Here is a 12,681-nt window from a genome sequence, read left to right on the forward strand (position 1 = left end):
AAACCCGTCGGGATCGGTAGAATGCAGCGGGGTCGAGCCTGGAGCGCGTGTTGAATTAACGCTCTATTAATTCCATCCTTGGTTGTATGTCGCCGGTTCCCGAGCGAAATTACAACCGAACCGTGGAGGTCCTCCATGCGCCCCGAAGTCATCGACCGGCCCCGTGCGTTGCCCGTCGACCTCACCGCAGCCCTGTCGGCCTCCGGCGTCGTCGGAACCTGGTCGTGGTCGGCCCAGCCCGATCGCTGCATCCTCGATGCCGGGGCCGCCGACGTGCTGGCGGGGGACCACGCGATCGCCGGGCTGCCCGTCCCGTTCGAGCGCGCCAAGGCCCGGGTGCATCCGGACGACCTGCCCAAGCTGTCGCGCCACTTCAAGCGCCTGCGCCGGAGCGGCGGCCTGTTCGTCGCGGAATACCGCACCGTCTCGGCCACGGGCCGCGTGCGCCGGATCCTCGACCGCGGCCGTCTCGTCCGCAGCGAGGCCGGGACCGTGCTGCACGGCCACGGCATCATCATCGACGTCACCGAGGGCGACCTCGACCTCGGCGCCTTCAGCGAGCGCCCAGACCCGGCGACGATCCTCGACACCGCCGCCGCGCACGCCCTCGCCTGCCGCGAGTCGATCGACCATCTCGACAACTCGGAGTTGCGTCTGCTCGTCGACGTGCTGCTCCTCAGCCTCGGCCAGCAGATCGCCGCCCTGTCGCGCGGGCAAGCACGCGGGTCGGCACGCGGGCTCGGACGCGGGCACTGATCGAAAGCGAGGCCCCCGCCTCGCGCCGTGCACGTGCGGGCTACTGAACCAGCACGGCCTGGTTGCACATCGTGCCGTCGACGGTGACGTCGGCGTAGCCGAGGCGCAGGCCGAGGATGCGCAACGTCGTGTCGAGCACGCCGTCGAGGGCCGGCGTCACCGCCATCAGTGCGGTGGACAGGAGCGGCCCGAGCAGGGGCGGCACGATCATCAGCCCGTTGATCGAGAGGGACAAGCCCTGGACGAGGCTGCCGGTCAGCGACTGCGTCAGGCCGGTCGTGGACACGGTCTTCGTGATCTGGCGCGTGATGTCGTCGTCGGAGAAGGTCAGGGTCTGGGGCGTCGGGCTGGCGATGGTCGCCCGCGCCGTGCCCTGCACGGTCAGCAGCGGCAACGCGATCAGGTTCGCGGGGCGGGTCAGGTCGGGGGTGGGGGCGCCGACCGCGATGCTGCTGCGGGACACGTTGGCGATGGCGAGCGTCGCGAGGCCGGGCTGGGCGTCCACCGTCACCTGCCGCCGGGTCGCGGCGGTCCAGGGGCAGGCGATGGTGCGTAGGGTCGCCGAGGCCTGCGCCGCCTCGACATAGATCGGCAGGGTCACAGTTCCGAGGCCGAGCGGCGCCGTCAGCGTCGTCTCGATCAGCAGGCGCACCTGCGCGGTGTGGACCGTGGCGTTCGCCGTGCCCGGCTGGACGTAGCCCGAATTCTGCCGCCGCTCGCCGATCGCCAACGTCAGGCGGGTGCCGAGCAGGCCCGGCACCGTCGCTCCGAGGTCGAGGGCGATCTGGTTCTGGCCGTTGGCGCCCGCGGCGATGTCGGCGACCACGTCCATCAGGCCGACCAGGGGACCGGCGGCGCCGCGGGCGGGGGACAGCGCTCCCGCGTCGCCGAGGTCGACGACCTGCGCGACGGGAACCAGCGCGCCGGCGTTCGGCAGCGCGGCCATCAGCTTGGCCAGGGCCGTCACCGCGGCGCCGGCACCGGAGGTGCCCTGCGCGGCGACCTTGAGGGCGGCGGTGAGCTGCCCGACGCTGGCCTTAGCGGCGACGAGGTCGGCGTAGTTCGCCGCCTGGAGGTTCAGGCCGACCGCCAGCGCGTCGAGGAAGCGGAAGGCGTCGACTTGGGTCGACAGCAGGGCGTTGTAGTCGAGGACGGAGAGCGACAGCTTGGTGCCCAGCATCGCACCGAGCAGGGCGTTGGCGACGCCGCCGTCGAGCGCCGCCACGCCGGAACCGATCGAGAGGGCCGCGAACCGGGCGCTCGCGGCCGTGCCCGTCACCTGGATCGGCACGGTCTTGGGCAGGCCGAGCACCTGCGCGAAGTGCACCGGCACCCCCGTCTTCAGCCCGACGCGGACGGCGTTGGCTGGGCTGGCGCCGGCCTGGAACCGGCCGGCGGGGGCGACCTTGGCGTCGCCGACGTAGCTGCCGGGCGAGACCGTCACCGCGGCGGCGGCGTAGCCGTTGTCGGCGAGCGACCGGCGGGCGAGCGCGTCGGCCCCGCCTGCGCCGGCGGCGGCCAGCATCGCGGCGATGTCGACCGCACCCTGCGCCTTGCGCTTGGCCTGCATCACCATGCCGAGGTCGATCCCGACCGCGGCCGCGCCCATCAAGGCGGTCGCGCCGAGCGCAACCAGCACCGCGACCGAGCCGCCCCGGTCCGATCGGAGGTCGCGCACCCGGGCCCTCACAGGCCGCCCCGGCGCACGCTGACCGTGCTGGTGAGGACGTCCGGCGGGAGCGGGACCAGCTTGCCGAGGGCCTTCAGCCCGAGGACGGAGGAATCGTAGGTGAGTGTGACCGTGTAGACGGTGGCGTCGCCCGGGCTCGTGCCGACCGAGACCGCGACGCTGCCGGCCTTGAACATCGCGCTGGCGGCGAGGCTGCGCTGCACCACGGCCTGGGCGAGGGAGGCGCGCTCGCCGTCGCTGACGCCGGCGACCGAAGCGCGGGCCGCCTCCGCCGCGACCTGGCGCAGGGTGTGCGCCGCGCCGAGATAGATGCCGAAGGCGCAGATGCCGGCAAACAGCAGCAGCAGGACCGGCGTCACCAGTGCGAACTCGACCGCCGCGTTGCCGCCGCGGCAGGCCGCCAGCTTCCTGCCCTCGCGTCCCGCCGTCGATCCCATCGCGCGACATCCCATAGCTGCATCGCAGATTAGCGATACAACTTATCGTATGGGTCTCCGCTTAAGAAATGATGTAAATACAATCCCGAGTTGTATTAACTCTCAGGCGGCAACCGCCTCCTCGCGCGCCGCCGCAAGCATCGCGGTGATCTCGCCGGCCGGGCGCGGCCGGCTGAACAGGAACCCCTGCATCTCCTGGCAGCCCTCGGCGCGGACGGCGGCGAGCTGCTCCTCGGTCTCGACGCCCTCGACTAGGGTGGTGATGCCGAGGCTGCCGCCGAGGGCGACGAGGGCGCGGATGATCGCGCCGGCCTCGGTCGCCTTGCCGGCGTCTTGGACGAAGGAGCGGTCGATCTTCATCTTGTCGAAGGGGAAGCGGCGCAGGTAGGTCAAGCTCGAATAGCCGGTGCCAAAATCGTCCATCGAGATGCGGATCCCGGTCCGGCGCAGCAGGTGCAGGGTCTCGAGGTTGGCCTCGGTCTCGTCGAGCAGGACGCTTTCGGTGATCTCGAGCTCCAGGCGGTCGGCGCGCAGCCCGCTCGCGGCGAGGGCGAGCAGCACCGTCTGCGCGAAGGTGCGATTGCGGAGCTGGACCGCCGAGACGTTGACGGCGACGCTGATCCCCTCCGGCCAGGCCACGGCGTCGCGGCAGGCCTGGTTCAGCACCCATTCCCCGAGGGCGACGATGAGACCGGTCTCCTCGGCCACCGGGATGAAGGTGGCGGGCGAGATCAGCCCGCGTTCCGGGTGGCGCCAGCGGACCAGGGCTTCCACGCCGGTGATCCGATTGCTGCCGAGGTTGACCAGCGGCTGGTAATGCACCTCGAACAGGCCCTGCCGGAGGGCGTCGGCGAGGTCGCGCTCGATCGCGCGGCGGATTTCGGCGGTCTCGTCCATCGCCGGCTCGAACAGGCAGGCGGTGCCGCGGCCCTTGGCCTTGGCGTGATAGAGCGCGGTGTCGGCGTTCTTGAGCAGCCGGTCGATGTCGTCGGCCGCGTCGTCGGCGATGGCGATGCCGACGCTCATGCCGATCTCGACGGTGTAGCCGTCGAGGTCGTAGGGCGTGCTCACCATCGCGATCATCCGCCCGGCCAGCGCCAGCGCGCCGGCGGCGTCGGAGACCCGGTGCAGCACCGCGAACTCGTCCCCGCCGAGGCGCGCCACGAGGTCCCCCGTGCGCACCCGGGCGCAAAGCCGTTCCGAGACCGCCCGCAGCAGCGCGTCGCCGGCGCCGTGCCCGTGCATGTCGTTGATCGCCTTGAACCGGTCGAGGTCGAGGCAGAGGATCGCCAGCCGGTTGGTCTCGCCCGCGAGCCGCGGCCTGCCGAGCATGTCGAGGCCGTGCTCGCGAAACGCCGTGCGGTTCGGCAGGTCGGTCAACGCGTCGTGGCGCGCCATGTGCGCGATCCGCGCCTCGTTGCGGCGCCGTTCGGTGATGTCCTCGAAGGTCGAGACCCAGCCGCCGCCCTCGATCGTGCGGTAGCACACGGCGAGGATCCGGCCGTCGGCGAGCTCGCGTTGGATCGGTTTCGGGTCGGCGTCGAGCAGGGCCCGGCGCGTGCCCTCGCACAGGGCGTCGGCCGTGGGGTCGCCGCGGTAGCGGCCGGCGGCCACCAGCATCGCGCAGATCTCGCGCTGGGTCATGCCGACGTGCAGCCTGTCCGGAGCGATGCCGAAGAGTTCGCAATACCGCTGGTTGTAGATGACGAGGCGCGCCGCGTCGTCGAACAGGCACAGGCCCTGGGTCATGTTACTCAGCGCCGCCGCGAAGCGGTTGTTCTGCTCGACGAGGCTGGCATGCGAGGCGCGCAGCTCCGCCAGCGTCTCGGCGAGCGCGCTTCGCGTCTGGCCTTCGGAGCCGATGTCGGTGCCGATGCCGCGATAGCCGCGGAAGGTCCCGTCCTGCGCGACCACCGGCTCGCCGCCGATCCGGAACCAGCGCACGTTGCCGTCGGGATGGGCGTAGGGAAAGATGAAGCCGGCGAAGGCCTCCCGCCGGTCGATCGCGGTGACGTACGGCATCCAGGACAGGCGGTCGCCCCCGTTCGCGGCGACCGCGATCCGCGACGTGCCGGTCAGCGTCTCGGCGTTGCGCCCGAGGACGCGTTCCGCCTCGGGAGACAGGTAGCTGAAGTTCTGCGACGCGTCGGTCTCCCAGAACCAGTCGGGTTCGGTCTTCGCAAGATCTACCAAGGTTCGTACGGGCATTCGGGCACCATCGATCGTGACCCTATCCTCCAAGGCAGGCATTAAGATATTATTCGTACCGCACTTCACGATCCTGCGCGTCGTGGGCGGAGCCCCGCGCCTTCCGATGCGTTGCCTGCGGACGCGCGCCGCCGGCGCTCCGGGCCGCGGTCGCGAAACGTCGGAGGAAGGCGCATGCCGAGCGGTGGCGAGGATCTGTTTTCCGGGTTCGAGGCCCTCTGGATGGAGGCGGCCTGGGGCAAGGCCTTCGCCCGGGTCGGCGGCCCGGCGGACGCGCCGCCGCTGCTGCTGCTCCACGGCTTTCCGCAAAGCCACGCGCTCTGGCACCGCGTCGCCCCGGACTTGGCGCACGACCATCGCGTGATCTGCCTCGACCTGCCGGGCTACGGCTGGTCGTCGGCGCCCCCGAGCGATTCCGGACACGAGCCTTACGCCAAGCGCCGGGTCGGCGCGGAGATCGTGGCGCTGATGGAGCGGATCGGCCATGTCCGCTTCGCGCTGGTCGGGCACGACCGCGGCGCCCGCGTCGCCTACCGCCTCGCCCTCGACCATCCGGGCCGCGTCTCGAAGCTCGCCCTCCTCGACGTGGTGCCGACGGCGGTGCAGTGGGCGCGGATCGAGGCCGCGCCGGGCATGAACCCGCACTGGCCGTTCCTGGCCGAGCCCGCCCCGAACCCGGAGACCGCGATCGGCCGGGACCCGGACGGCTACTTCCGGAGGCTGATCGCCGGGTGGACGGCGGGCAAGGACCTCTCGGCCTTCGACCCGCGTGCGCTCGACCTCTACGCCCAGGCCTGGGGCGTGCCCGAACGCATCCACGCGATGTGCGAGGATTACCGCGCCGGCGCCGGCCCCGACCGCGCGGCCGACGAAGCGGACATCGCGGCCGGCCGCACCCTGGCGATGCCGGTTCTGGTTCTCGCCAGCACACGCTACCTGGACCACGAAAAGCCCGAGACGGCGCTCGCGGCCTGGCGGCGGACGCTCGCGCCGGACGCGGTCGGCGCCGCGATCGAGTCCGGCCACTTCCTGGCCGAGGAGAACCCGTCGGCGACGCTCGCGGCGCTCCGCCCCTTCCTCGCCGGTGAAGCTCCGCCCAAAGCGTAACACGGAAGCCGACGCTCGCCGTGGTTGTGCGCCCGGCCTTCGCCTAGCATGCGCCCCGGACCGCCCGAACGGCGGCCGGACGACAAGATCACGACCTCCGGGAGGATACGCATGACCAAGGGACAGGTTCGTCTCGCGCTGGGCGTCGCGCTCGCCGCGCTCGCCGCGCCCGCCGCCGCGCAGGGCTTCTCGGACGGCGTGGTGAAGATCGGCATCCTCAACGACCAGTCCGGCACCTACGCCGAGTTCGGCGGCCGCTCCTCGATCGAGGCGGCGCGGATGGCGGTGGAGGATTTCGGCGGCTCGATGAACGGGACGCCGATCGAACTCGTCTCGGCCGACCACCAGAACAAGCCCGACATCGCGTCCGGCATCGCCCGGCAATGGTACGACCGCGACAACGTCGACGCGATCATGGAGCTGACGACCTCGTCGGTGGCGCTCGCCGTCCAGGGCCTGTCGAAAGAGAAGCGCAAGATCACCATCACCACCGGCGCGGCCACCGCCGACCTCACCGGCAAGGCCTGCACCCCCTACGGCTACCACTGGGCCTACGACACCCATGCGCTCGCCGTCGGCACCGGCGGCGCCCTGGTGCAGCAGGGCGGCGACACCTGGTTCATGCTGACCGCCGACTACGCCTTCGGCTACTCGCTGGAAGCCGAGATCGCCCGCTACGTCACCTCGAAGGGCGGCAAGATCCTGGGCAACGTCCGCCACCCGCTCTCGGCGCAGGACTTCTCCTCGTTCCTGCTGCAGGCGCAAGGGTCTGGCGCCAAGGTGATCGGCCTGGCCAACGCCGGGCTCGACACCTCCAACAGCATCAAGCAGGCGGCCGAGTTCGGCATCGTCGAGGGCGGGCAGCGGCTCGCGGCGCTGCTGTTCACCCTGGCCGAGGTGAAGGGCCTCGGCCTCAAGGTCGCGCAGGGGCTGACCCTCACCGAGGGCTGGTACTGGGACCTCACCGACGAGACCCGCGCGTTCGGGCAGCGCTTCATGAAGCGCACCGGCAAGATGCCGAACATGATCCATGTCGGCACCTATTCGGCGGTGCTGCAATACCTGAAGGCGGTGAAGGCCGCCGGCACCGACGAGACCGAGGCGGTCAACACGCTGCTGCACACGATGCCGGTGGACGACGTCTTCGCCAAGGGCGGCAAGGTCCTGCCGAACGGGCGCATGGTCCACGACATGTATCTGTTCGAGGTCAAGAAGCCCGCCGAGTCGAAGGGCGACTGGGACCTCTACAAGAAGCTCGCCACGGTGCCCGGCCCGGAGGCCTTCGCCACCGCCGAGGCCAGCGGCTGCCCGCTGACGACGGCGGCGAAGTAGGAACGGCAAGAAGGGACGAACCCGCCGACCGCGGCGGCCGACTCCCGTCCACCCCCCTCATCCTGAGGTGCGGCCGCAAGCCGCCTCGAAGGAGACCTCCAGGGATCGCGCGTCGGCTGGAGGCCTCCTTCGAGGCCCGCCAAGGCGGGCACCTCAGGATGAGGTGGCGGGTGGGAGTGACACTTGTCGAAGGGGCGTCTGGAAGACCGCCGCTCAGGCGGACGTCAGCCGCAGCACGCCCTCGCCGCGACGGTGGCCGACGGTGGTCACCGCGACCTCGGCAAGGCCCCGCTCGGCCACGAGCCCGGCCGCAAGGGCCGCGCCGAACGGCGCCGTCACCTCGAGGCCATGGCCGACCAGGTCGCCGAGGGCGTGGACCGGCCGGTCGGGTGCCAGGACCGACAGGCGCGCGCGCTCCTCGTCGGTGATCGCCGCAACGCCGGTGGCGCCCGAGACGATCGCCGCGGCCTGCGCGATGCCCGCTTGCCGCCACAGGGCGTCGAGGCTGGTCGCGACGCCGCCCGGCTCGCGCCGCGTCCGATCGCTCGCCACCGGTCCGAGCCGCGCGAGCGCGCGGGCGCCGCGCGCAGCCGCGGTCTCGGCGGATTCGAGCATCAGGAAGGCGGCGCAGCTGCCGAGGATGAAGCCCGGCGCATCCGCGCGGTCGAAGACCGGCGCGTAGTCGGGCTTGCGCAGGAAACCGCCCATCTCGTGGACGACCATCACGTCCGGCCGCTCGGCGCTGTAGGAGCCGCCGACCAGCATCGCGTCGATCTGGCCCGAGGCGATCCGCGCCTGCCCGATGCGCAGCGCGTCGACGCCCGAGGCCTCCTCGCCCATGAAGGTGCGCGACGCGCCTGTGACGCCGTGGACGATGGCGATGTTGCCGGCCAAGAGGTTCGAGAGCTGCGCCAGGAACAGCGTCGGGCGCAGGTCGTTCTGCAGCCGATCGTTGAGGTAGGCGCCGGCGTGCTCGGCCTCGCGCAGGCCGGTGAGGATCGCCCCGTCGACCGCGTAGTCGCGCTCGCCGCCGCCGGCCGCGACCACGAGATGGAGCGCCTGCTTGAACCCGGCGTCGTCCTTCACCCCGGCCGAGTCGAGCGCGAGGCCGGCGGCGTAGACGCCGAGGCGCTGCCACGCCTCCATCTGGCGCTGGTCGGACTTCTTCGGGATCTGCCCGTCCCAGGCGATCGCCGGAGCCGGGTGGACGGGATACGGCGCGAAGGTCGCCGCGTCGGTCCGTGGCGCGGCGCCGGCGTCGAGGGCGTCGAGGTGGGCGGCCAGGCCCTCGCCGACGCAGGAGACGAGGCCGATCCCGGTGACGACGACGGCGCGGCTCATTCGGTTTCTCCCGGAGCATCCCCGTCGATCACGAGGCCGATCTTCGCGGTGCGCGCGCGCATCAGGGCGTCGAGCCCGTCCGGGAACGGCATGGTGCGGAAGCGGAGCTCGGCGTCGGCCAGGAGCTTGCCGTCGTGGCGGATCGCGGCCTTGGTCACCGCGTAGCCCGAGCCGTCGTGCTCCAGGCTCGCGGTCACGGTCAGCGTCGCGCCGGGGCCGACGAAGGAGCGGAAGCGCGCCTTGTCCACCGCCATCAGGAACGGCATCTGCGCGAAGTTCAGGTGGGCGAGCACGAGGTAGCCCGAGGCCTGCGCCATGGTCTCGGTGAGCAGCACGCCCGGCACCAGAGGGTGGCCGGGGAAGTGCCCCTCGAAGACCGGGCTCTCCGTCGGGACCTGGGCCAGGGCCTCGATCCGGCCGGCGGCGCGGTCGAGGCTCACCACGGAATCGATCATCTCGAAGTATTCGAGGCGCATGGGCTGCCGATCCGCAGGCGTGTTCGGAAGGTCGTTCGCGTCGGCTCAGACCTTGGCGGCCTTTTCCGCGACCAGCGCGTCGATGCGGGCGCAGAGGTTCTTCAGCACGAAGTACTCCTCGGCCGGGACCTTGCCTTCGTTGACCTCCTGGGTCCAGCGCTCCAGCGGCAGCTTGATCCCGAACGCCTTGTCGACGGCGAAGGCGATGTCGAGGAAGGCGAGGCTGTCGATGCCGAGGTCGTCGATCGCGTGGCTCTCGGGCGTGATCTTCTCGCGCGGGATGTCGGCGGTGTCGGCGATGATGTCGGCCACGCGCTCGAAGGTGGCGGTGCCGGTGCTGGGCTGGTCTGACATGCGTTCTCGCCGAATCGGGATGGGTGCGACGGGCCGCCGCCGATGCTCGACGCGGCGCCCCCATCCGCACGGCCCGGTGGCGGAGGGCGCCCTGCGCCGCCCCGTCAAGTGGCCGCGACCTCTACACGAGGGGGTTCGGCCCGGCAACCATGTGGCCCTTCAGGCGGGCTTCGCCGGATGGCAAAGGTCCCACGGCGGCCTACATGAGCGCGCGGCGGATCGCGCCGGAGGACCCGCCTGATGGACCAGACGCTTCGTACCGATCACGCGCCGCCGGACCGCGCCCCGCCGCTCCCGCCGGTGGAGAAGGCGCGCGGCCAGGGGATCGCCCGCGTGGCGCTCGTGCTGGCGCTGTCGGCGCTCGGCCTCTGGATCCTGTCCGGCTTCCTGCCGGCGCTCGCCTGGGCGGTGGTGCTGGCGATCGCGCTGTGGCCGCTCTACGCGCGCGCCGAACGGCGGTTTCCCCCCGGCGGCCACAACGTCGTGCTTCCGCTCGTGGCGACGCTCCTCGTCGCCCTCGTCTTCCTCGCGCCGCTCGTCATCCTCGGCGTCCAGGCGGCCCGCGAGGCGCACGACGTGCTCGACTTCGTGCGCACGGCCGAGAAGGACGGCGTCCCCGTGCCGGACGTCATCAATCACCTGCCCTACGGCGCGGCCCAGGCGTCCGCTTGGTGGAGCGCCAACCTCAGCCATCCCGACGCCGGCTCCGACCTGCTGCGCAAGCTCGACAACGATTCCGTGATCGGGGTGTCGCGCAACGTCGGCAAGGAGGTGGTGCATCGCGTCGTGCTGTTCGGCTTCAGCCTCGTCGCCCTGTTCTTCCTGTTCCGCGACGGCCGCACCATCCGCGACCAGGTCCTCGTGGCGTGCAACCGCCTGTTCGGGCCGCGCGGCGAGCGGGTCGGCCGACAGATGGTCGCCTCGGTGCACGGCACCGTCGACGGCCTCGTCCTCGTCGGCCTCGGCGAGGGCGTCGTCCTCGGCATCGTCTACTACTTCGCCGGCGTGCCGCACCCGGTGCTGCTCGGCGCGTTCACCGCGGTCGCCGCGATGATTCCGTTCGGCGCGGCGCTCGCCATCGCCATCGCGGCGCTGCTGCTCGTGGCGGCGAGCTCGGTGAAGGCGGCGGTGATCGTGGCCGTCGCGGGCTTCGTCGTGACGTTCGTGGCCGACCACTTCGTGCGCCCGGCGCTCATCGGCGGCACCACCAAGCTGCCGTTCCTGTGGGTGCTGCTCGGCATCCTCGGCGGGGTCGAGACCTTCCACCTCCTCGGCCTGTTCCTCGGCCCGGCGGTGATGGCCGCTTTGATGCTGCTGTGGCGCGAGTTCACGGTCGGCGCCGACGCGAAGGCTCCCTGACATACGAACGGCCGCGGGATCCGAGATCCCGCGGCCGTTTTGCGACGACTTCGGCGGCACGGAGCTGCGTGCCGCCGGACTCGGTTCGATTACATCGGCGGGGTGAGGCCGTCCTTGCCGACGGCGATCAGCTTGCCCTCGATCTTCGAGCCGGCCTTGTCGACCACGGCGAAGATCTTGGAGCCGGGGGTGAGGATCGCCTTGTCCGCGGGCTCGAAGGCGACGATCGGTGCGGTCGGCGGCACTTCGATGGTCTTGGCCGCGCCGTCCTTGCCATAGCCGACGGTGAGCGTCTTGGTGCCCGAGGCGCCGGCCGTGTCGGCCTTCACGGTGCCGTTGGTCATCGCGCTCTTGACGCGCGGCGCGCCGGACTCGGCCTTGACCGTGCCGTTGGTCATCGAACTCTTCACCGCCGCGCCGCCCGCGGCGGTCTGGTCGGCGATCGAATCCCAGCCGTAATGGCCCTCGCCGGTGCCGCGCATCGACTCGGGGAACAGCACGACCTCGAGCGCCGTCATCGGGTTCTCGCCCTTGGTCGCCGTGCCGATGAAGACGCCGTCCTTGATCTGGTCGAGGCTCGACTTCACGACCCAGGCGAACTTGGCGCCGCCGACGTCGACGGTCTCGGTGGCCCCGTCGACGGTCTTGATCGTGACCATGCCGCCGTCGGCCTTCTCGATCGTGCCGCGGACGCGCTCCAGCGCCTGGGCGGAGAAGGCGGCGCCGGACAGGGTCATCAGGCCGGCGACGGCGAGTGTGGTGAAGGTCTTCATGTAGCGCTCCGGTTGTCGTGACCGGAGGGTTATGGGGCGCCAACGACCGCAAAACACCCTTGCGCGCAATCTATTTTTGTTTCCGAGTCGCCCGTCATCCCCGTCGGCGCAGCTCGGCGAGGTAGCTGCGCAGCAACGTCACCCGTCGCGGGCGGAAGCTGGTGCCGGCCGGCTCCGCCCCCGCGATCCGGTCTGCCCGGAACATGCGGAACGCCTCGCGCAGGCAGCACCAGGCGAGCACCGTCATCTTGTCGTCGAGGTAGACGATGGAGAGCGGCAGGATCGTGCGGACGCTCGTCGCCCCGTCCTTGTCCGCGTACCGGATGGTCACCGCCTCCTCGCGCCAGCACCCGGACCGGATCGCTGCCATGTCGACGGTCGCCGGATAGCGCGTCCCGAACCGGCGGACCTGCGAGACGGCGTGAAGCAGGTGCTGCTCGCGCCGGTCTGGCAGGGTCGCCGCAACCTTGGCCAGGACCGAGGCGGCGGCCTCCGCGAGCGCCGGGTCGCCCATGTGCCGGACCTCGCCGAGACCCAGCACCAGCGCCTCGATCTCGATCCGGTCGAAGGTCTGCGGCGGCAGCGCGACGTCCTCGACGAGGCGATAGCCGTAGCCGCGCTCGCCCTCGATCCCGGCTCCGGCGGTGCGCAGGCTGTCGATGTCGCGATAGATCGAGCGCAGCGACACGCCGGTCTCCTCGGCGAGCCGGGCCGCCGTGACCGGCGCCGGCAGGACGCGCATCGCGTGGAGCAATCGAAGCAGCCGGTCGGCTCGGGCCATCGTGCAACTGACGGAAACTGGCAGGTGGACCTGGCTAGACCATCCCCTGCCGACCCGCCAGCAGGAG

General features: G+C 71.4%; 12 protein-coding genes. 4 read left to right on the top strand and 8 right to left on the bottom strand.

Going from position 1 to position 12,681, the window contains the following annotated elements:
* Positions 1-135 precede the first annotated feature (135 nt).
* Positions 136-756: a PAS domain-containing protein gene (locus tag MFF13_RS12880; RefSeq protein WP_147762831.1), complete on the top strand. Its 621-nt coding sequence runs from the start codon at positions 136-138 to the stop codon at positions 754-756.
* Positions 757-796: 40 nt separating this feature from the next.
* On the opposite strand, the gene MFF13_RS12885 is transcribed toward MFF13_RS12880, so the two are convergent.
* The 3 genes from MFF13_RS12885 to MFF13_RS12895 all read right to left on the bottom strand — a co-directional run bounded on the left by MFF13_RS12885 (position 797) and on the right by MFF13_RS12895 (position 5,091).
* On the bottom strand, positions 797-2,434 hold the full coding sequence (locus tag MFF13_RS12885; protein WP_238272283.1) for a TadG family pilus assembly protein: 1,638 nt from the start codon (positions 2,432-2,434) through the stop codon (positions 797-799).
* A gap of 8 nt (positions 2,435-2,442) precedes the next feature.
* A complete protein-coding gene (locus MFF13_RS12890; protein WP_238272284.1) occupies positions 2,443-2,883 on the bottom strand; it encodes a TadE/TadG family type IV pilus assembly protein in 441 nt (146 codons plus the stop codon).
* Between the two features lie 102 nt (positions 2,884-2,985).
* Positions 2,986-5,091: a putative bifunctional diguanylate cyclase/phosphodiesterase gene (locus MFF13_RS12895; RefSeq protein ID WP_147829572.1), complete on the bottom strand. Its 2,106-nt coding sequence runs from the start codon at positions 5,089-5,091 to the stop codon at positions 2,986-2,988.
* A 174-nt stretch (positions 5,092-5,265) separates the two neighbouring features.
* Here MFF13_RS12895 and MFF13_RS12900 point away from each other — a divergent pair, with 174 nt between their 5' ends.
* Together MFF13_RS12900 and MFF13_RS12905 are read left to right on the top strand one after the other, a co-directional pair.
* Positions 5,266-6,198, top strand: coding sequence for an alpha/beta fold hydrolase (locus tag MFF13_RS12900; protein ID WP_147829571.1), 933 nt, complete (start codon positions 5,266-5,268; stop codon positions 6,196-6,198).
* A 111-nt stretch (positions 6,199-6,309) separates the two neighbouring features.
* A complete protein-coding gene (locus tag MFF13_RS12905) occupies positions 6,310-7,530 on the top strand; it encodes an ABC transporter substrate-binding protein (protein WP_147829569.1) in 1,221 nt (406 codons plus the stop codon).
* A gap of 213 nt (positions 7,531-7,743) precedes the next feature.
* On the opposite strand, the gene MFF13_RS12910 is transcribed toward MFF13_RS12905, so the two are convergent.
* Genes MFF13_RS12910 through MFF13_RS12920 form a run of 3 tightly spaced genes read right to left on the bottom strand, consistent with a single transcriptional unit; the run spans position 7,744 to position 9,701 of the window.
* The gene (locus MFF13_RS12910) at positions 7,744-8,871 is read right to left on the bottom strand and encodes a beta-ketoacyl-ACP synthase (protein WP_147829567.1); all 1,128 of its coding nucleotides are present in this window, start codon (positions 8,869-8,871) and stop codon (positions 7,744-7,746) included.
* Entirely contained in the window at positions 8,868-9,347 is a 480-nt protein-coding gene (locus MFF13_RS12915; RefSeq protein WP_147829565.1) for a 3-hydroxyacyl-ACP dehydratase FabZ family protein, read from the bottom strand. Before MFF13_RS12915 ends, MFF13_RS12910 begins: the two co-directional genes overlap by 4 nt.
* A gap of 45 nt (positions 9,348-9,392) precedes the next feature.
* Positions 9,393-9,701, bottom strand: a complete 309-nt coding sequence (locus MFF13_RS12920) for an acyl carrier protein (protein WP_147727326.1) — start codon at positions 9,699-9,701, stop codon at positions 9,393-9,395.
* A gap of 240 nt (positions 9,702-9,941) precedes the next feature.
* Between MFF13_RS12920 and MFF13_RS12925 the strand changes: the two genes are divergently transcribed.
* Positions 9,942-11,060, top strand: coding sequence for an AI-2E family transporter (locus tag MFF13_RS12925; RefSeq protein ID WP_147751432.1), 1,119 nt, complete (start codon positions 9,942-9,944; stop codon positions 11,058-11,060).
* 89 nt (positions 11,061-11,149) lie between these two features.
* Here MFF13_RS12925 and MFF13_RS12930 read toward each other — a convergent pair whose 3' ends face one another.
* Both MFF13_RS12930 and MFF13_RS12935 read right to left on the bottom strand, forming a co-directional pair.
* The gene (locus MFF13_RS12930) at positions 11,150-11,833 is read right to left on the bottom strand and encodes a metal ABC transporter permease (RefSeq protein ID WP_147829563.1); all 684 of its coding nucleotides are present in this window, start codon (positions 11,831-11,833) and stop codon (positions 11,150-11,152) included.
* A gap of 94 nt (positions 11,834-11,927) precedes the next feature.
* Positions 11,928-12,614 carry a helix-turn-helix transcriptional regulator gene (locus MFF13_RS12935; RefSeq protein WP_147829561.1) on the bottom strand — a complete coding sequence of 229 codons (687 nt, stop codon included), beginning with the start codon at positions 12,612-12,614 and terminating at the stop codon, positions 11,928-11,930.
* Positions 12,615-12,681: the final 67 nt, after the last annotated feature.

The sequence above is a fragment of the Methylobacterium cerastii genome (assembly GCF_022179125.1).
Taxonomy (GTDB): Bacteria; Pseudomonadota; Alphaproteobacteria; order Rhizobiales; family Beijerinckiaceae; genus Methylobacterium; species Methylobacterium cerastii.